20 protein-coding genes and 1 tRNA gene are annotated in these 16235 nt (G+C 69.1%); 8 read left to right on the top strand and 13 right to left on the bottom strand.

The features are described from left to right. Position 1: 1 nt before the first annotated feature. Positions 2 to 1213, top strand: coding sequence for an arginine deiminase (locus tag VG899_10115; protein ID HWA66707.1), 1212 nt, complete (start codon positions 2 to 4; stop codon positions 1211 to 1213). Here the strand turns inward: VG899_10115 and VG899_10110 are convergent. The 6 genes from VG899_10110 to VG899_10085 all read right to left on the bottom strand — a co-directional run bounded on the left by VG899_10110 (position 1210) and on the right by VG899_10085 (position 5954). Then, positions 1210 to 1647 carry a hypothetical protein gene (locus tag VG899_10110; protein ID HWA66706.1) on the bottom strand — a complete coding sequence of 146 codons (438 nt, stop codon included), beginning with the start codon at positions 1645 to 1647 and terminating at the stop codon, positions 1210 to 1212. The two genes, VG899_10115 and VG899_10110, sit on opposite strands and share 4 nt — an antisense overlap. An 82-nt stretch (positions 1648 to 1729) precedes the next feature. Beyond that, on the bottom strand, positions 1730 to 2167 hold the full coding sequence (locus VG899_10105) for a hypothetical protein (protein HWA66705.1): 438 nt from the start codon (positions 2165 to 2167) through the stop codon (positions 1730 to 1732). Between the two features lie 81 nt (positions 2168 to 2248). After that, on the bottom strand, positions 2249 to 3013 hold the full coding sequence (locus VG899_10100) for a glycerophosphodiester phosphodiesterase family protein (protein ID HWA66704.1): 765 nt from the start codon (positions 3011 to 3013) through the stop codon (positions 2249 to 2251). Beyond that, complete coding sequence (locus VG899_10095; protein ID HWA66703.1) at positions 3010 to 3471, bottom strand: hypothetical protein; 462 nt, start codon at positions 3469 to 3471, stop codon at positions 3010 to 3012. The genes VG899_10100 and VG899_10095 overlap by 4 nt, the downstream gene beginning before the upstream one ends. A 7-nt stretch (positions 3472 to 3478) precedes the next feature. Beyond that, a complete protein-coding gene (locus tag VG899_10090) occupies positions 3479 to 4837 on the bottom strand; it encodes a cytosine permease (GenBank protein ID HWA66702.1) in 1359 nt (452 codons plus the stop codon). 256 nt (positions 4838 to 5093) lie between these two features. After that, positions 5094 to 5954, bottom strand: coding sequence for a DNA-formamidopyrimidine glycosylase family protein (locus tag VG899_10085; protein ID HWA66701.1), 861 nt, complete (start codon positions 5952 to 5954; stop codon positions 5094 to 5096). Positions 5955 to 6053: 99 nt separating this feature from the next. On the opposite strand from VG899_10085, the gene VG899_10080 reads away from it, so the two are divergent. Continuing rightward, entirely contained in the window at positions 6054 to 6545 is a 492-nt protein-coding gene (locus tag VG899_10080; protein HWA66700.1) for a CAP domain-containing protein, read from the top strand. Positions 6546 to 6555: 10 nt separating this feature from the next. Beyond that, a complete protein-coding gene (locus tag VG899_10075; protein ID HWA66699.1) occupies positions 6556 to 7095 on the top strand; it encodes a CAP domain-containing protein in 540 nt (179 codons plus the stop codon). On the opposite strand, the gene VG899_10070 is transcribed toward VG899_10075, so the two are convergent. Further along, entirely contained in the window at positions 7054 to 8007 is a 954-nt protein-coding gene (locus tag VG899_10070; protein HWA66698.1) for a COX15/CtaA family protein, read from the bottom strand. The two genes, VG899_10075 and VG899_10070, sit on opposite strands and share 42 nt — an antisense overlap. Before the next feature lie 64 nt (positions 8008 to 8071). On the opposite strand from VG899_10070, the gene VG899_10065 reads away from it, so the two are divergent. Both VG899_10065 and VG899_10060 read left to right on the top strand, forming a co-directional pair. After that, the gene (locus tag VG899_10065; protein ID HWA66697.1) at positions 8072 to 8710 is read left to right on the top strand and encodes an alpha/beta fold hydrolase; all 639 of its coding nucleotides are present in this window, start codon (positions 8072 to 8074) and stop codon (positions 8708 to 8710) included. Position 8711: 1 nt separating this feature from the next. Further along, positions 8712 to 9173, top strand: a complete 462-nt coding sequence (locus VG899_10060) for a GNAT family N-acetyltransferase (protein HWA66696.1) — start codon at positions 8712 to 8714, stop codon at positions 9171 to 9173. 20 nt (positions 9174 to 9193) lie between these two features. Here VG899_10060 and VG899_10055 read toward each other — a convergent pair whose 3' ends face one another. The 5 genes from VG899_10055 to VG899_10035 all read right to left on the bottom strand — a co-directional run bounded on the left by VG899_10055 (position 9194) and on the right by VG899_10035 (position 13125). Next, positions 9194 to 9676: a DUF4262 domain-containing protein gene (locus tag VG899_10055; GenBank protein ID HWA66695.1), complete on the bottom strand. Its 483-nt coding sequence runs from the start codon at positions 9674 to 9676 to the stop codon at positions 9194 to 9196. 78 nt (positions 9677 to 9754) lie between these two features. Then, positions 9755 to 10216: a very short patch repair endonuclease gene (locus VG899_10050; GenBank protein HWA66694.1), complete on the bottom strand. Its 462-nt coding sequence runs from the start codon at positions 10214 to 10216 to the stop codon at positions 9755 to 9757. Beyond that, complete coding sequence (locus VG899_10045) at positions 10216 to 11064, bottom strand: hypothetical protein (GenBank protein ID HWA66693.1); 849 nt, start codon at positions 11062 to 11064, stop codon at positions 10216 to 10218. Before VG899_10045 ends, VG899_10050 begins: the two co-directional genes overlap by 1 nt. Before the next feature lie 50 nt (positions 11065 to 11114). Then, positions 11115 to 12302 (bottom strand): DNA (cytosine-5-)-methyltransferase, encoded by a 1188-nt coding sequence (dcm, locus tag VG899_10040; protein ID HWA66692.1) that lies wholly within the window; start codon positions 12300 to 12302, stop codon positions 11115 to 11117. A 130-nt stretch (positions 12303 to 12432) separates the two neighbouring features. Further along, on the bottom strand, positions 12433 to 13125 hold the full coding sequence (locus VG899_10035; GenBank protein ID HWA66691.1) for a methyltransferase domain-containing protein: 693 nt from the start codon (positions 13123 to 13125) through the stop codon (positions 12433 to 12435). 93 nt (positions 13126 to 13218) lie between these two features. Between VG899_10035 and VG899_10030 the strand changes: the two genes are divergently transcribed. The 3 genes from VG899_10030 (at position 13219) to VG899_10020 (ending at position 15909) form a co-directional block, all read left to right on the top strand. Beyond that, positions 13219 to 14808, top strand: a complete 1590-nt coding sequence (locus VG899_10030; protein HWA66690.1) for a class I SAM-dependent methyltransferase — start codon at positions 13219 to 13221, stop codon at positions 14806 to 14808. Further along, positions 14805 to 14990, top strand: coding sequence for a DUF6752 domain-containing protein (locus VG899_10025; protein HWA66689.1), 186 nt, complete (start codon positions 14805 to 14807; stop codon positions 14988 to 14990). The genes VG899_10030 and VG899_10025 overlap by 4 nt, the downstream gene beginning before the upstream one ends. A 70-nt stretch (positions 14991 to 15060) precedes the next feature. Beyond that, entirely contained in the window at positions 15061 to 15909 is an 849-nt protein-coding gene (locus VG899_10020) for a hypothetical protein (GenBank protein ID HWA66688.1), read from the top strand. 185 nt (positions 15910 to 16094) lie between these two features. Here the strand turns inward: VG899_10020 and VG899_10015 are convergent. After that, positions 16095 to 16180: transfer RNA gene (locus VG899_10015), tRNA-Leu, on the bottom strand. Between the last annotated feature and the right edge of the window lie 55 nt (positions 16181 to 16235).

Raw genomic sequence — 16235 nt, 5'->3', positions numbered from 1 at the left:
GATGGTCGCCGACCGCGGGCCGGACAGCGAGGTCGGGTCGCTTCGTACGGTGGTGCTGCACCGGCCCGGTCCGGAGATCAAGCGGCTCACGCCGCGCAACTCCGCCGACCTGCTCTTCGATGCGATCCCATGGGTGGAGCGGGCGCAGGAGGAGCACGACGTCTTCGCCGGCACGCTCGCCGAGCGCGGCGTCGAGGTGCTCGCGCTCCGCGACCTGATCGCTGAGGCCCTCACCGTCGAAGAGGCGCGCGCCACGCTGGTCGAGCGCACTGTCCGCGGCTGCCGGGTGGGAGCGCAGCTGCGGTCGGCCCTCGCCGACCATCTGGCCGGGCTGAGCGCCGAAGAGCTCACCGACCTGGCGATCGGAGGGCTGTCCTACGAGGAGCTCGGCGGCGGCGAGGGGGTGGTCGCCCGACTCCTTCACCGCCACCACCTCGTCGTACCGCCGCTGCCGAACCTGATGTTCACCCGCGACTGCGCCGTCTGGATCGCGGGCCACGTCGCGATCGCCAGCCCGAGCACGTCGGCGCGCCGTCGCGAGGCCTGGCTGACCGAGGTGGTGTATCGCCACCACCCGCGATTCGCCGGTACGCCGATCCTCTACGAGCCGACCGACGCCTGGCTGGAAGGCGGCGACGTGCTGCTGCTCGGTCCCGGCGTCGTCGCGGTCGGCGTCGGTCAGCGCACCCAGCCGGAGGCGGTCGAGACGCTTGCCGGACGGCTGTTCAGCCGCGGCCTGGCCCACACCGTGCTCGCCGTCCCGATCGCCCCACAACGCGCAACGATGCACCTCGACACGGTGTGCACGATGGTCGACGTCGACGCGGTCGTGATGTACCCGCCGCTGGCGGACTCGCTCACCGCGATCGTCGTGACCCCCGGCGAGGACGGCACGCAGCACGCGAGTACGCCGCAGCCGTTCCTGTCGGCGGCTGCCGCGGCGATGGGCATCGACGAGCTACGCGTAATCGACACCGGGCTGGACCCGGTGACGGCCGAACGCGAACAGTGGGACGACGGCAACAACACCCTGGCGATCGCGCCGCGCGTCGCCATCGGCTACGAGCGCAACGTGGCGACCAACGCCCAGCTGGAGGCGGCCGGCATCGAGGTCGTGCGCATCCCGGGCAGCGAGCTCGGCAGCGGGCGTGGCGGACCTCGCTGCATGTCCTGCCCGGTGGCCCGAGACTCGGTCGCGGGCCTGGGACGTTAGGACGCCAGGTGCTGTGAGGCCTCCGCGAGGTGGTCGCCGGCCAGGTGGAACGGGTCGTGCTCGGGTGGGTGCGCGAGCGCAGCGCGCGGGCAGCTCGCCAGGCTGAGCCCCGCGTGCTCGAGCGCGTCGTCACACAGTCGTTCGACAGTCCAGCCGTCGGCCACGCCGTGCGCGGTGATCGTCACGCGGTAGAGCGTGATCTCGTACTTGGTCGGTGATCCGTACGCCGAGCCGATGGTGCCGACGAGCTGCGCCGTACCGGCGGAGCCCGAGGGCCCGTTCCACGGCTGGTCGTAACGCTGCCACAGCCCGGGATTGACGTTCCAGATGCCGCCGTTGCTGACGTCGAGCGCGCTCAGCGCTTCGACGACCTTCTCCGCCTCGGTGCGCGGCAGCACCGCGGCCGGACGCAGGACGACCCCCACCTCGCTCATCGCGCGACTCCTCCCGCCGCGGCCGGACCGCAGTCACGACTGATGTCGGCAGCCGGCGAAGCCGTCGTTACCGCCAATCGGATCAATGCGGCAGCACCTGCGAAGGGCCTGGCTGGAGCGGAATCCGGACCCGGAACGGGTCGTGATCGGGACGGTGAGGCGACGCCGCCCGGGGACAGCCGGCCAGCGTCAACCCGGCGTGGCCCAGCGCGTCATCGCACAGCGAGTCCACCGACCAACCGCTGTGCACGCCGTACGGGGTCAGGGTCACTCGGTAGATCGTGATCTCGTAGCGGGTCGGGGCGCCGTACGCCGACGCGATCGAGCCGATCAGTCTCGCCGAGCCGGGAGCGCCGGCTATCCCGTCCCACGGCCGGTCGTATCGCTGCCAGAACCCTGGCGCGACGTTCCAGTAGCCGCCCTTCGCCACATCGAGCGCGACCAGCGCCGTGACCACCGACATCGCCTCGAGGCGGGGCAGCACCGCGCCGGGACGGAGCACTACACCGACGTCACTCACCCCAGTGACGTCGGCGCGATTGCGGGCGGCGGCTGGACCGATCGGGCGCGGATCTTCGCGACGTAACGCCCGGATCCCGACTTATCCGTCGACGACGGAACGGGCGACGTCGGGACGATTGGTGATGACGGCGTCGACCTGGAGTGAGACGAGCAGCGCGACGTCGTCCGGCTCGTCGGCGGTCCAGACGTAGACCGGGTTTCCGCGCTGGTGGGCCCGCGCGACGTACCCCGGGTTGGCCTTGATCGCGGCGAGCGACGGCCCCGCGATGGCGGCGGCTCCGAACAGCGGCTTGCTTCCGGCGTCCGCGCGCAGCCGCGACATCAAGGCGACGGTGGGAAGCCCCGGGGCCAGACGACCCGCGGTTCGCACCGCCGCAGGGGAGAAGCTCATGACGCGCGCGACGACGCCGTCGCGGCCCTCGGGGTCGGCGAGCCCGAAGCGGCGCAGTACGTCGACGGCTGCCCGCTCGACCCGCCCGCCGTAACGCACCGGGTGCTTCGTCTCGACGAGCAGGGTGAGGGGCCGTCCGGCAGACAGGGCGATCTCCAGCAGCTCCTCGAACGTGAGGACCGTCGCGCTGGGGCCGTTGCGGCTGCCCACGTTGAGTCGCTGCAGCTCCGCAAGCGTCATCCGGGACACCACCCCGCGACGGCGGGCCACCCGCTCCATGCTGCGGTCGTGAAGACAGACGAGCCTGCCGTCGCGGGTCAGTCGCACGTCGCACTCGAAACCGTCGGCGCCGTCATCGAGCGCGCGACGGTAAGCGGCCGCCGTGTGCTCCGGCTCGAGCCCCGATGCGCCGCGGTGAGCGATCACCAGCGGCCGGAACCCGGCCTCGCTCACTCGCCGGGTCGCGTGATGCGCACGCGCTGCAACAGGTCGTGCAGGCGTTCCATGCCGAGCCCGACCGCCAGCCAGACCGGCGCATACGCAGGCCGGACCAGACCGCGCCAGTGCTTCGGCACCGGCTTGCTCCCGCGCGGCCGCGAGTAGTCCCAGGGCACCTCGCCGGTGACCGCGCGGATCGCCTCGCCACTGGCGGCCTCGACGGCGTAGATGCCGCCGGTCCAGAGCAGTGCCCGACCCCACCACGGCGTGCCCGCCCGCTTGGCGGCGGCGTACGCCGGCTCGAACAGGAACGCCGCCGAGCCGTACACGGGCAACATCCACAGGTACGTCGTACCGGTCAGACGCCAGTTCTGGTCGCGGCCGCGGCTGCGAACTCCGGTGGTCACGACCTCGCTGCACCAGCCGGCCAGCCCGAAGACCAGTGCCCGCTGCGCGCGATTGAGCTTGTTCACCGGCTCATCATCCAACGGCGCCGCGACGCCGGAGGAGGACCGACGGCGCGGTCGCGAGTGCCGCCACCAGGAACGAGAACAGTGACGCGCTCATCCACGTCGCGACGGTCAGGTGCAACCAGCCGTCGACGTGGCGCCAGCCGCTCGCCCACCAGCCGATGCCGCCCGGGTCGATCAGCTGGTAAGCCGCGAAGCCGAGCAGCCAGGGCACGACCATCGCCAGCCGCATGGGCGCCGACGCGCTCACGTCCCACTCCGCGACGCCGCGGGAGGAGAAATAGTCGACGAGGAACACCGCGACCAGCGGAACCAGAACGGAGGCGAGCAACAGCAGGAAGTCGAAGTAGTTGTCGATGTTCAGTGCGAGCGCGCCGACGGTCGCCAGGCCGCAGACGACGGCGGTGAACAACCGGCGGTCCACCCGCGGCCAGACGTTCTGCAGCGAGACCACCGCGGAGTAGCCGTCGGCGAACGACTCGTCGAGCTCGCGCAGGACGAGCACGCCGAACGCCAGCCAGCCGACCGGTACGGCGAGGAACGCGGCGAACATGTCGTGCTGCAGGTTCGCGTCGGTTGCTCGTACGACGGTGGCGAGCGCCACGAGGCCCAGCGCGTAGCCCGCGACCTGCGTCACGGTGTAGCCGACGAGCGCCCCGCCGAAGGCGCTGCGGGCCGACTTCGAGTGACGGGTGTAGTCGCTGGCCAGCGGCGCCCAGGACACCGCGACCGCAACGGCGATGTCAGCGGCGGGCCAGAACCCGGCCCACGACCCGTGCGTCAGCGACCCCATCGGATGACGCAGCAGTTCGACGTACAGGTAGCACGTGGCGATCACGACCGCGCCGAGGGCATAGCGCCGCAAGATCCGGACCGCGCCCAGCGGGCGGATGGTCATGGCGGCGGTGATGCCCCCGGCGACGACGACGTACGGCCAGCGATGGGCGTGCCACGGGAACATCTGCTGGGTCGCCGAAGCGATGACCACGATCTCGAAGACCGTCCAGCCGAGCAGCTGGACGACGTTGACCACGGTCGGCAGGTAGGACAGTCGCCGGCCGAACAGGCCACGCATCAGGACCATCGACGGGGCGCCGGTCTGGGCGCCCGGCACGGCGGCGGCCGCGAGCAGGGCCGCCCCGAGAACCGTCCCGACGACGACCGCGCAGGCCGCGGCGTCGTACGCCAGCTGCGGGCCGCCGGCCACCGGGATCAGGACGCCCGCGGCGCCGACCGGAGCCAGCAGCGTGACCCCGAGGTTGCCCCACAACCCGATCTGGTCGAGCCAGCCGAGCACCTTCGGCGGCGGCTCGTCGAGGGTCAGCGGCACCTCGCCACGTGCAGCGGTGGTCTCGATCGTCGTGGCCATCGGCCCACTCCCTACGCCGGCATGATCCGGGTCAGGTCCCGCGACGACCTCACGGTCGCCGCTGCGGTCGGCGGCCGATTGCCGCCCTCTCAGCCCGGAACGCCGGACTCCCGCGTGACCCCCGCAGCGTACCCAGCAACGCTCCGTTGCCGGGCCCTTCCCCCCAGCAACGCTCCGTTGCCGGGCCTTTCCCCCAGCGACGCTGCGTTGCTGGGGCGATAGGCCGGGTAAAGGAGCGTTGCTGGGGATGGGGCGGCTATTTCAGGAGCTTGGACATTCGGCGGTCGGCCAGCGGCTTGCCGCCGGTCTGGCAGGTCGGGCAGTAATCGAGGAACGTCGTCGCGAACGACACCTCGCGCACCGTGTCGCCGCACACCGGGCACGCCTCACCGGCGCGGCCGTGCACCCGCATGCCCAGCTTCTTCTCGGCTTTCAGCTCGCCGGCCGTTAATCCACCGGCCCGCTGGACCGCGTCGGCGAGCGTGCCACGCAGCGCGTCGTACAAGCCGCGCACCTCTTCGGGGTCCAGTGAGGCCGCGAGCCGGTACGGCGACATCTTCGCGACATGCAGGATCTCGTCGGAGTAGGCGTTGCCGATGCCGGCGATGACCCCCTGGTCGCGCAGCAGTCCCTTGATCTGGGTGCGCTTGCCGTCGAGCAAGGCACTGAACCGCTCCAGCGTGAAGTCCTCGGCGAGCGGATCCGGCCCGAGCCGAGCGATGCCGGGCACTTCCTGAAGGTCGCGTACGACGTAGACGGCGAGCCGCTTCTGCGTGCCGGCCTCCGTCAAGTCGAAGCCCGCCCCCGTATCGAGATGCACTCGAAGCGCTATCGGTCCCTTGCCAGGTTTCGGCGGGAGGGCGGGCAGCTCCTCGCGCCAGTGCAACCAACCCGCCCGCGACAGGTGGGTGACCAGGTGCAGGCCGCTGACGTCGAGGTCGAGAAACTTTCCGCGTCGCCCCGCGGCGCTCACTTCGAGACCGGCGAGCGAGGTGATCGGCGGGTCGAAGGTTTTCAACACCGCGATTGATGCGACGTCGATGCGCGCTACAACGCGGCCCACCGCCCGCTCGCCGAGGAAGTCGACGAGCGCCTGCACCTCCGGCAGCTCGGGCACGGCTTCGATTCTGCCCGTTGTCGAGCTCGGAGGTTGCTGGTGATTCCGGGGCAATGTAGGGCAGAGTGAGCCACACGGATCGGACAAAGGGGTTCAACCATGGCGATTGGCCGGGCGGCAGTTGTTGCGGCGAGCATGTGCGCGCTCACCGCGGTGCCAGTCGGCGCTGCAGGCGCGCATCCAGCGGGTTCGCCGCGGCTCAGCAGCTTCGACCAGCAGCTGGTGAACAGCGTCAACGGCCAGCGCCAGCTGCGCGGCTTGTCGGTGCTGAAAGTGAGCGCACCGTTGACGAGCATCGCCACCGGCTGGGCACGCCAGATGGCGGCCAGCGGCCGGTCGCACGACAACCCGAACCTGCGCGCCCAGGTCACCGCAAGCTGCCCGCACTGGAAGGCGGTGGGCGAAGTCGTGGATGAAGCCGGTGAGAGCACCGAGCTCGCCCTGTGGCGCGACTACTACGACAACACCGCGGAGCGCCAGCAGCTCATGCAGCCGTCGTTGACCGACATCGGTGTCCACACCGTCACGACCAACCAGCACGGCGCACAGGTCCGGTGGAACGTCATCGACGTCGCGACCAACTGCGAGTAGCGAGCCCACGATGCGCCGTCTGCTGCCAGCGTTGGTCGCGAGCGCTGCTCTGCTCCTGTGCCCGGCCGGCGCCGCAGCCGGCCCGAGTGTGACGGCGCACTCCACGCCGGCGGCGCACCTGCGCCCCTACGACAAGCAGCTGCTCGTCGACGTGAACCGCGCCCGGCGGCAAAACGGGCTCAAGCCGTACGTCCAGAGCGACCGGCTCTACCGCCTGGCCCACAAGTGGGCTGAGCACATCGTGGCGACGCGCAACCTGGAGCACAACCCGGCGACGTTCTCGATCAAGACCTTCCGTGCCGCCTCGGGCTGCAGGAAGGCCACGACCGACGGGGAGAACGTCGGAGAGCAGGGCTCGACGAACTCCCGGCAGCTCTTCGAGCTGTACATGAGTGACCCGGCCCATCGCGACAACAACCTCAGCCCGAAGTACAACGCCCCGAACGTGCCCGGCTACACCGACGTCGGGATCGCGACGATCGCCGTCCCGAACGGCAACGGGACGTTCTCAGAGGTGAACGTGATGGACTTCGCCAACCACTGCGGGTAGCAGCACCTCTTCCGGCGCCGGCTCGGGTGCGGTGTAGCCGAGCTGAAGCCACAACGTCGCGCTCCACAGCACGGTCGCGCCGGCGACGTGCAGCTCCACGACACTCGATGGCAGGTTGAGGAAGTACTGCGTGTAGCCGATCGCCACCTGCGCGAGTACGGCGTACCCGAGCCACCACGCACGCCGCCGAACGAGCGGCGGGGCTCCTGCGAGGCGTACGGCGAACAGCGTGGCGACGATCAGCCCGGTGAGCAGCAGCGCCGAATCGGCGTGCAGCTGTGTCACACGCTCGAGCGGGAACGGCAGCCGCTTGACGTGACCGCCGGACCCGGCGTGAGGTCCGGTGCCGGTCGTCACCGTCCCGAGGAACAGCACGACGCTCGCGACACCCACGAGGACCCGGCCGAGCACCACCAGCTCCCGCGGAACGCTCGGCTGCCGCGGCTCCCAGGCCGGATCCGCGCGGTGAACGAGTACCAGGCCGTCCCAGACCAGCAGCATCGAAAGCAGGAAGTGCGCCATCACCCAGCCGGGCGAGAGCTTGTAGAGCACCGACAGACCGCCGACGACCGCCTGACCGACGAAGCCGCCGACCAGTGCCCATGACAGCCACACCAGGTCCTTCCGGCGCGGCGATCGGAGCAAGGACGCGACGGCGACCAACCCGACGAAGACGCCGACGAGTGAAGTGATGACGCGGTTCACGAACTCGACGAGCGCGTGGTAGGTCGCGGGAGCGACCAGCGAGGTGGAAGTGCAACGAGGCCAGTCGGGGCAGCCCAACCCTGATGAGGTGAGCCGTACTGCGGCGCCACTGACGACGATGAGGCCGAGCAGCACCGCTGCGACGACGGTCAGCCTCCGAAACAACGAAGGAGACACCGTCGCCTGACGGGCAGGGGGAAGCCGCACCCGTCCAGCGTACGAACCGGACCTGGGGTCCTCGACGAACCACCCGGTGACCGACAATCGAAGTGTGCCGAAGTCGTCGACCCCTCTCGATTCCGACGCGGCGCTCACGGCGTACTCGACACCCGACACGGTGAAGGCTGTGGCGCTCGTCCTGCCCGGCGGCAAGGCCGACAGCTACGACGCCGCCGTGCCCAGCCAGCTGACCGCGGTCCGGATGCGGCCGTTCGCGCGGCACCTGTCCCGCGCGGGCGTCGGTCGTGGTCTCGCGGTCTCGATGCTGCGCTACCGCTACCGCGGCTGGAACGGGGTCGAGGCGTCGCCGACAGTCGACGCGCGATGGGCGTTGGAGACCATCCGTGAACGGCACGGAGGGATCCCCGTCGTCCTCGTCGGCCACTCGATGGGCGGTCGCACCTCGCTACGCGTCGCCGACGACCCCAGCGTCGTCGGGGTCGTCGCTTTGGCGCCCTGGCTGCCGGGGGACGAGCCGGTCGCCCATCTCGGCGGCGTACGCGCGCTGATCGCCCACGGCAACCTTGACTTCGTGACGAGCCCGCGCGCGTCGCGTCGGTTCGCCCGCCGAGCCAGGTCCGTCGGGGCCGACATCAACTACAAGGTCGTGCACGGTGACAGCCACGCGATGCTGCTGCGGCCGCATCGCTGGCACAGCCTCACCACGCGCACCGCGCTGTCTTACCTCTGACATGACGACGCGCATCGGGCGGGCCGATTTCGACGACCCGGCACTCGCTGCGTTCCTTCAGGCGCACCTCGACGACCTCGCGCCCACCGCTCCTGCGGAAAGCCGCCATGCACTCGACATCACCAAGCTCCAGGCGCCCCACGTCCGGTTGTGGGTCATGTACGACGGCGACCGGTTGATCGCCACGGGCGCACTGGCCGGGCTTCAGCCTGGCCACGAGGAACTCAAATCGATGCGGACCGATCCCACTCGGCGCCGGGAAGGCCTCGCGCGAGGCATTCTCGACCACCTGATCGCCGACGCAGTCAGCCGAGGCGTAACACAGCTGTGGCTCGAGACCGGCAGCATGGACTTCTTCGCTCCCGCGCGTGCTCTGTACCTCAGCGCCGGCTTCGAGCCGTGCGGACCGTTCGGGGACTACGTCGAGGACCCGAACAGCGTCTTCATGACGCGACGTCTGTAGACGCCTGCATCTGTGACGCATCAGGCGGACCATCGTCCAGGACGCGGCTGCGCGTTCGGCGATCCGGCGTACTCGTCCTCCCAGGGAAACCGACCCTGTTCGTCGTCATAGGTGAGTTGGTAAGCCGGCACGGACGCGAACGGAGGGTGCCCGTAGTGACGGTTTGCGGCCAGCACGACGTCGCCGGGATTGGGCAGCTCCTCGACGATGACCCGGTGCGGCCAAGCCGGAAAGCTGAGCAACTCGCCCGGCACAAGGTCGTTACCGCCGCGCACCCGGTCCCCGAGATGGTTCAGAAGGCTTCCAGCCATCGCAGTCGGCAATCCGAGCACCACAAGCTCCGGGTGGCCGAAGCCGAACAACCCGATCGTGTACGCGAAGGCCGACGGGATGTCGTCAGGACCGCCACAGACGTGCTGCAGCGCCCAGCCGTACTTGCGAATGAGTATCGACGTATGGCGATCCTCCTGGTCGAGCCAGGCTTGGATTTGAGCTTCGTTCATGCCGGGAGACTGACTGCCGGGACCGACGCGGCTCGATCACGCAGACTGTGACCTCGGAACCGGTGGACGGCGGAATCGTCACCCGCCGGCGGTGGACAGAACTAGCGCAGCCGAGGCGTCGCGGGTTGCACCTGATTTCACACGCGCACCGATCGCTTCGGCGGCGACCGCCATGTCCTCGTGCTCCCAGACCCTCACGACCGTCCAACCCTCCTCACGCAAACGCGCATCGGTGTCTCGGTCACGCCGGACATTGGCCGCGAGCTTGGCCGACCACCAGTCTGCGTTGGCCTTGGGTGATGTGCCGTGCACGGGACAGCAGTGCCAGAAGCACCCATCGACAAAGACCGCCACCCGAGCGCGCATGAAGACCACATCCGCGCGCCGGCGCGAACCGGAAATCACCGCGCAATCGACTCGATAGCGAAGTCCCCGGCGATGAAGCTCACGCCTCAATGCGAGCTCGGCCTTCGTGTCTCGCCGAGCCTGGGACCGCATGCGACTCTGAACGGCGCAAGAGGGTGCCGTCACGTCAGGCATCAGATGTTGGCGAAAGTCGTGTCGTACTCATTGGCCATTCGAACGATCATGCTTGCGTAGTGGAACGAGTCGCCTGGCGGCGGCGCCGGCGGGCGTTCGACTATCTCGACCGGGCTTCCGTCGTTGCGAAGTTCGAGCAATGTCACGCCGATACCGTCGAAGCCGACCTCCGACGATGCAGACCGCCGCGGGATCTCAGCGACCTTCGTCAGGACCCTGACTGAATCGGCGGGCTGCCGGTGTCTGGTGATCTCCGGCGCACCCCCGTCGAGCGCGCGGTTGTTCAGCACCGGCGAAATGAACTCGTCCGCGTTGTTGATCTGGACGTAGCCAATGGCGAGTGCCTGCCGCGATGCTCCGTGTACACACAGGTGGGAGGAGTTGAGCTCGTCGTAAAGACGTGGCAACGACTTGACGTGCGCGGTCATACAGGCCTTCGCCTCGAGCGCGACAAGCACCGCGCCGGCCGGGCCGACCGGAAACCTCGGGAGCGCGTCGAGCACGCCCCGCTCGAGATCGGTCAGCACGATTCCATACTGATCGGCCAAGCTGGCGAACGTTCGAGCCCGTACGTCGACATCGCCGGCAGGACGCGCGATCACGAGGTCCAGGTCCTTCTTACGGCTCGTCGCGAAGTCGGTCATCGTGTGGTTCACACCCAAAATGACCTTGCCGGCCTCGACGTGCCTTCTGAGCAATGACGACGTGGCAAGAAGGTCGAGGGCAACGCCCCAGCAGCCGACCTTCGAGTGGCGGTCCGAACGAGAGTGGTACTGCCAGCGGTTCCCGTACTTGTCGGGGGGCCCTGGCTCCGTGAGGAAACGGGCGAGAATGGCGGGACCGTTCACGGTCGCGAGGCTAACGCCGCTGGGTGAGGGGCGCGTGTGTACAGACTTTTCTAGACGGCAACGGGCTCTACCGCCGCGCCAGTCGCACCGATGTGGTCGATTACGGCCTCTCGGAATCCAGGAGCTCGTCCGAGGTTGCCTTGCTGAAGCCGTCGCCAGAAGCCCGAAGCCCCGCGATGGCTCAAGGTCGACGCAACGTCGGCTGAGACGACTTGGAGGAGGTGCAGGTAGGGCTCGCGGAGTGGAAACTCGGAGATCGCCACCTCGTTCACCGAGCAACCTTCACCCCACGCCGCTCTCGGCCACGCCCCCACCCCCGTCCATTCGCGTGACTCCGCGCAGAATGTCCCGGGAGAGGCGAGGCGAGTGGCGACCCAACGTGCCACGCCAACGGTGACCGCGTTGCCGATCAGCTTCCACCTCGGACCGTTCTTGAGACCCTCACGGTCGGCGCAAGCCGTCCACCCGCGGGGCAGGCCTTGCATCACCTCCGCGTCCTCGACGCCGGGAGTGATCAGCTGACGGCCGACCGGCGCACCGGGCACCCAGATCGCCGGCGGTGACGGGATACCGATCGTGGAGCCGCCCTTGAGGGTCGGGACCGCATCCTCGGCCCAACCAAGTCCGCCTCGGCCTTCGGTCCAGTAGAACCCAAAGGCATCGTCATGGAGGTCTGAAGGAGGGCGCGCGCCTGCGTCGTCAGCAAAAAGCACCGCGCGCGGGTCCTCCGTCCTCGATGCGACGAGCAGCACCCGTCGGCGACGCTGAGGCACGCCGGTAGATCGCGAATCGACCACCCGGTAGGCCCAGCGGTAGCCGAGATCAGCCAACTCGCCCGTCAGATAGCGCATCGCCTCACCGCGATCGAGCGCCAGCATGTTCGGAACGTTCTCGATGAGAAGCCACGGGAGGTTCCTGGAACGCGTGGCAGCGAGCCGAAGGATGTCGAACACATGGGAGACCAGTCCCGACTGCGACCCCTCGATTCCTGCCGTGCGGCCCGCCTGCGACAAATCCGTACAGGGAAAGCCCGCAGCCACCACGTCGCAACCACCGGGCAGCGCGGACAGCGCCCGTACGTCGGGGTGGATCTCGACGTCAGGGAAGCGGGCGCGCAGGACGGCCTGCGCCGGCTGCCATGACTCGCACAACAGCTGGGTGTCGAGGCCACCGCCGAGCGCCTCGACGAATCCCTGCTCGATGCCGCCAATACCAGCGAAGAGGCCGACGACCCGCATCGAACTCACCGCCTGTTCCGTATCGCTCACGCGTTCGAAACAGACCGTAGCTGCCAGCTCCGACAAACTCGAGAGTCTCAGTGGGCGTGTTGCATTCGCTCCTGCACGCCGGATGCGGTCGAGCGGCTGATCAGATCCATCGCGCGATGACGCGCGTCACGAACGGATCCTCGGTGCGGTACGGCGCCCACCCCTGCCGAGTCTTGGCTTTGAGGACCTGCCCGCCGTGGGACTCGATCGCGGCGACGACGTCCTCGACCTTGGGATAGGTCCGAAAATGGTCGTCACCGAAAAGGTGCAGTCCCGCCTCGTCCTGACGGGCACGGAACTCGAGGAACAGCAGCCCGCCGGACCGCAACACCGTTGCCGCGAACTGGAAAAGCCCCGCCTGGCCACGCTCGTCGAGGGAGTGGAGCAGGAAGCGGGCGTAGACGACGCGCGGCGCACCCGCCGCTAACACGGCCTGCGCCGCGTCGTGTACGTCGTCGTGCCGGCTGAGGTCCAGCTCGCGTACCGGGATCGTCCTGCCGAACGCGGCGGCGGCAGCGCGGACCCGGGCCACCGCCGAGGAGGCGAAGTCGAAGGCCTCGACGTCGTACCCCTTCGAGGCGAACCACAGGGTGTCACGCCCACTGCCGCAGCCCAGCTCGACGATTCGCGTCGCGGGCTCGATCCGCTTGCGCACCCACCGGGCGAACTTCGTCGGCTCCTCGGGCACGTCACGCAGCCGGCTGCTTGCGTAGAACTCGTCCCAGTAGGCGCGCTTCGCGTCGGGCTCCGATCCGGGTGCGAGAACGCCGAGATCCCGCGCGCCAACTGCCATCTACCTATTATTCATGTCGGCGTCATCTTTGGTTTGCGTAACGATTTCCCCGACTTCCGCTCCCGACAGGCCCGACCGAGGACCTTCTTGCCGATGGCTGGTGCAGGTGCGGTGCGGGCGGTCAACAACCGCGGCGTCGTGCTCGACGTTGCAGGCTCCGATCCGCTCGTCGTCGAGCTGGACGGGCGCTTTGCGTGGTCGTTCACCCCGGCGCGTGACCGTCTCCCTCGCAGCGATCGGATCGTCGTCGCGTGGCCACCGGTGATGAAGCCGTACCTGAACGGCGTTGCCCACGTGCTCGTCCGCGACGTGGCCGGGCTCGTCCACTTCGACGACGACATCAGCTTCGGCGACGGCGAGGGCCGGGTAGCCCTCGTCGACGAGGACGGCTTCGCCCTGTCGGTCGACAAGGCCGGCCACCTGGTGCGGGCGTTCAGCGAACGCGACGACACCCAGCGCGGCGAGATCCTCGACGGCGTACTGCGCCTCCTGACCGATCTGCGCGACCGCTGCGGGATCGAAGCGTTCCTGAACTTCGGCGCGCTGCTCGGCGCGGTGCGCGAAGGCGGCATGCTCGGCCACGACTCCGACGTCGATCTCGCCTACGTCTCCAAGCACGCCAGCCCTGCCGACGTGATCCTCGAGTCGTACGGGATCGAACGCGGGCTGCGGGACCTGGGCTGGCCGGTCATCCGGATGGGCGGGAACGACGTCAAGGCCTCGCTCTATCTCGCCGACGGCAGCCGCTGCCAGATCGACATCTTCCCGGGGTTCTTCGTGGACGGCATCTTCTACCTGTTGCCCAACCGCTCCGGGGCCCTCACCCGTGACGATCTGCTGCCGACGACCACGGTGACGTTGCTCGGCCGCGAGTTCCCGGCACCACGGCGGCCCGAAGCGATGCTCGAATACCTGTACGGGCCGGGCTGGCGGGTGCCGGACCCGTCGTTCCAGTTCGACAACCCGCCGGCCGGCGTACGACGGATCAACGGCTGGTTGCGCGGGGCTCAGCACAACGTGCAGGCCTGGGTCGACCACTGGAACACCCCCGCCGGCAAAGCAGCCCGGCCGCCATCGGAGTTCGCCGGCTGGGTTCATGACCGCATCGGCGCGGGAGCCGGCATCGTCGAGCTCGGGTCGGCACGTGGCGTCGACGCGACCTACTTCGTCGAACAGGGACACCCGGTGCTCGCCTCCGACTTCGCGAGCTCGGCGCTCAACCAGCTGCGCGCGCTCGCAAGCCAGTTCGACGAGACCTTCCCCGGGTCGTACGAGGTCCTCAACATCAAGGTCGGGGACCTTCGCCACGCCATGTGGCTCGGTGCGAGACTCGCCCGCGACCCGCGCCACCTCTACGTACGACAGCTGCTCGGCGCGCTGCCGCCGAAACACTGGGAGTGGCTGTGGACCGTCGCGGCGATGGGACTGCGCCGCGACAACAAGCTGTTCCTCGAGTTCTCCGCCGCCGGAGAGAACCTGCCCCCGTCGAAGGTCTTCCGGCAGGGCATGATGCGGCGCATCGACGCCGACCGGGTCTGCGCAGACATCACTGAGCGCGGCGGCACGATCGAACACCGCGGCGTCGCTGCCGGCACGGACGCGTGGGGCAACCCCGACCCCAACGTCTGCCGGCTGGTCGTGTCCTGGCAGGCCAAGCAGTCGAACCGGAAGGCGGTCGCATGAGAAGCCATCGGCAGTTGCTGGCTCGCATCGAGGCGCTCGAGCAGGAGGTGCAGGAAAACCGCGCGCTCAACCGGCGCATCGCCGAACTCACCGACGTCGTCGCGGAGCTCCTCGTCCCGCTGCACGATTGCGACCAGGACAAAGTCGACGAAGTCCTCGCGAAGTACCGCGAGCGGATCTGAGGAGTTCCGCAACGCTCAAGCACCCTGCCGCAACCTCCGATAACCCGAAGGGGCAGGCAGAGGAGTCGCCGTGAGCACGGATAGCTGGTTCGCCGGGAGGGTGAGCAAGCGTCGCGCATTCGCCTGGCCCGTTGGCGCGCTCGCGCTCGCGGCGTACGTCGCGACGCTCACGGCGATCGCCCAGCACACTGCGGTGTCGGCGTTTCCCGGACTGCCGACGTACTCCCTGACCGGACACGTCGCCGCGATGGTGCTGCTCGGCTGCGCGTCGGTCCTGGTGGCTGCGACGTTGTGGCGCCAGGCGCATCCGGCGATGGCGGCGTTGGTGCTCGCCGCAACGGCTGCCGGCCCGATGGTGCTGGTTGCCGTCCCGATCCGGGGCAGCTTCGTTGCGCCGACATCAATGGACACCGTCTGGTGGTGGCATGTCGTGGTGGCGGGCTGCGTGCTCGCCCTCCTGCTGCTCTGGACGCTGGCGGTCGTGGCGCCGCCGGCCGGCGAGCGCCCGCCGCGGCCGCTTCTCGCCTTTGCCTCTGACACCGCGGTTTTCACCGTCGTTGCCGCGGTCGGCTTCGTCGTCTGCTGGAACCATTCGTGGGCGCTGCTCGAGTCGGTCGGCGGACTGCCGGCGCTCGGCTGGGCCTTGCTCGCAGCGGGAAGCACCGTCGCGGTGCGGCATGCCAACCGGCGTACCTGTGCCTTGATCGTCGCTTCGCTCGCGGTCGCGATCGGGCTGATGGCGCTGGTCTATCTCGATCGCGGCGGCTGGCCGCAAGTCGCCGGTTGGGAGTACGACGGGATGGAGTCGCCCGTCGTACTGTCGGCGCAGGTCGCGATCGTCGCCGCCGCCGGACCCGCCCTCGGCATCGCGCTTCGGGCAGTGCGGGTACCCCGCTCGCTTCACCCGGCGGCCGTCTAGCGACCTTCTACGACCGTCAGACGGCCATCGGCGTGACCGTTGCGCTTGTGGCGCTTCTTCGGAACGACCGACCGCTTCTGGCTGAACCTCCAGGGACGGTACGACTTGGAAATCCAGCGCGACCGGCTCGCTGACGCCCTCGCCAGAATCGAGCCGCTTCGGTCGGCGTAGTCGCCTATCGCATTTGGTGGGCGAGGGGGGAGTTGAACCCCCACGTCCTTACGGACACACGGACCTGAACCGTGCGCGTCTGCCATTCCGCCACTCGCCCGCGGGGACGCTCACGCTAGCACGCAGGTTTGATCAGGCCTTCCCGTTACGATCAC

The sequence above is a fragment of the Mycobacteriales bacterium genome (genome assembly GCA_035550055.1).
Lineage (GTDB): Bacteria > Actinomycetota > Actinomycetes > JAFAQI01 > JAFAQI01 > DASZTV01.
This window is presented reverse-complemented; position numbering and strand designations above follow the sequence as displayed.

Bases quoted from the DNA above. Each gene is read 5' to 3' on its own strand.
- VG899_10115 (HWA66707.1), top strand. From the start codon at position 2: ATGGTCGCCGACCGCGGGCCGGACAGCGAGGTCGGGTCGCTTCGTACG.
- VG899_10110 (HWA66706.1), bottom strand. From the start codon at position 1,647: ATGAGCGAGGTGGGGGTCGTCCTGCGTCCGGCCGCGGTGCTGCCGCGC.
- VG899_10090 (HWA66702.1), bottom strand. From the start codon at position 4,837: ATGGCCACGACGATCGAGACCACCGCTGCACGTGGCGAGGTGCCGCTG.
- VG899_10080 (HWA66700.1), top strand. From the start codon at position 6,054: ATGGCGATTGGCCGGGCGGCAGTTGTTGCGGCGAGCATGTGCGCGCTC.
- VG899_10075 (HWA66699.1), top strand. From the start codon at position 6,556: ATGCGCCGTCTGCTGCCAGCGTTGGTCGCGAGCGCTGCTCTGCTCCTG.
- VG899_10060 (HWA66696.1), top strand. From the start codon at position 8,712: ATGACGACGCGCATCGGGCGGGCCGATTTCGACGACCCGGCACTCGCT.
- VG899_10055 (HWA66695.1), bottom strand. From the start codon at position 9,676: ATGAACGAAGCTCAAATCCAAGCCTGGCTCGACCAGGAGGATCGCCAT.
- VG899_10050 (HWA66694.1), bottom strand. From the start codon at position 10,216: ATGCCTGACGTGACGGCACCCTCTTGCGCCGTTCAGAGTCGCATGCGG.
- dcm (HWA66692.1), bottom strand. From the start codon at position 12,302: ATGCGGGTCGTCGGCCTCTTCGCTGGTATTGGCGGCATCGAGCAGGGA.
- VG899_10035 (HWA66691.1), bottom strand. From the start codon at position 13,125: ATGGCAGTTGGCGCGCGGGATCTCGGCGTTCTCGCACCCGGATCGGAG.
- VG899_10030 (HWA66690.1), top strand. From the start codon at position 13,219: ATGGCTGGTGCAGGTGCGGTGCGGGCGGTCAACAACCGCGGCGTCGTG.
- VG899_10025 (HWA66689.1), top strand. From the start codon at position 14,805: ATGAGAAGCCATCGGCAGTTGCTGGCTCGCATCGAGGCGCTCGAGCAG.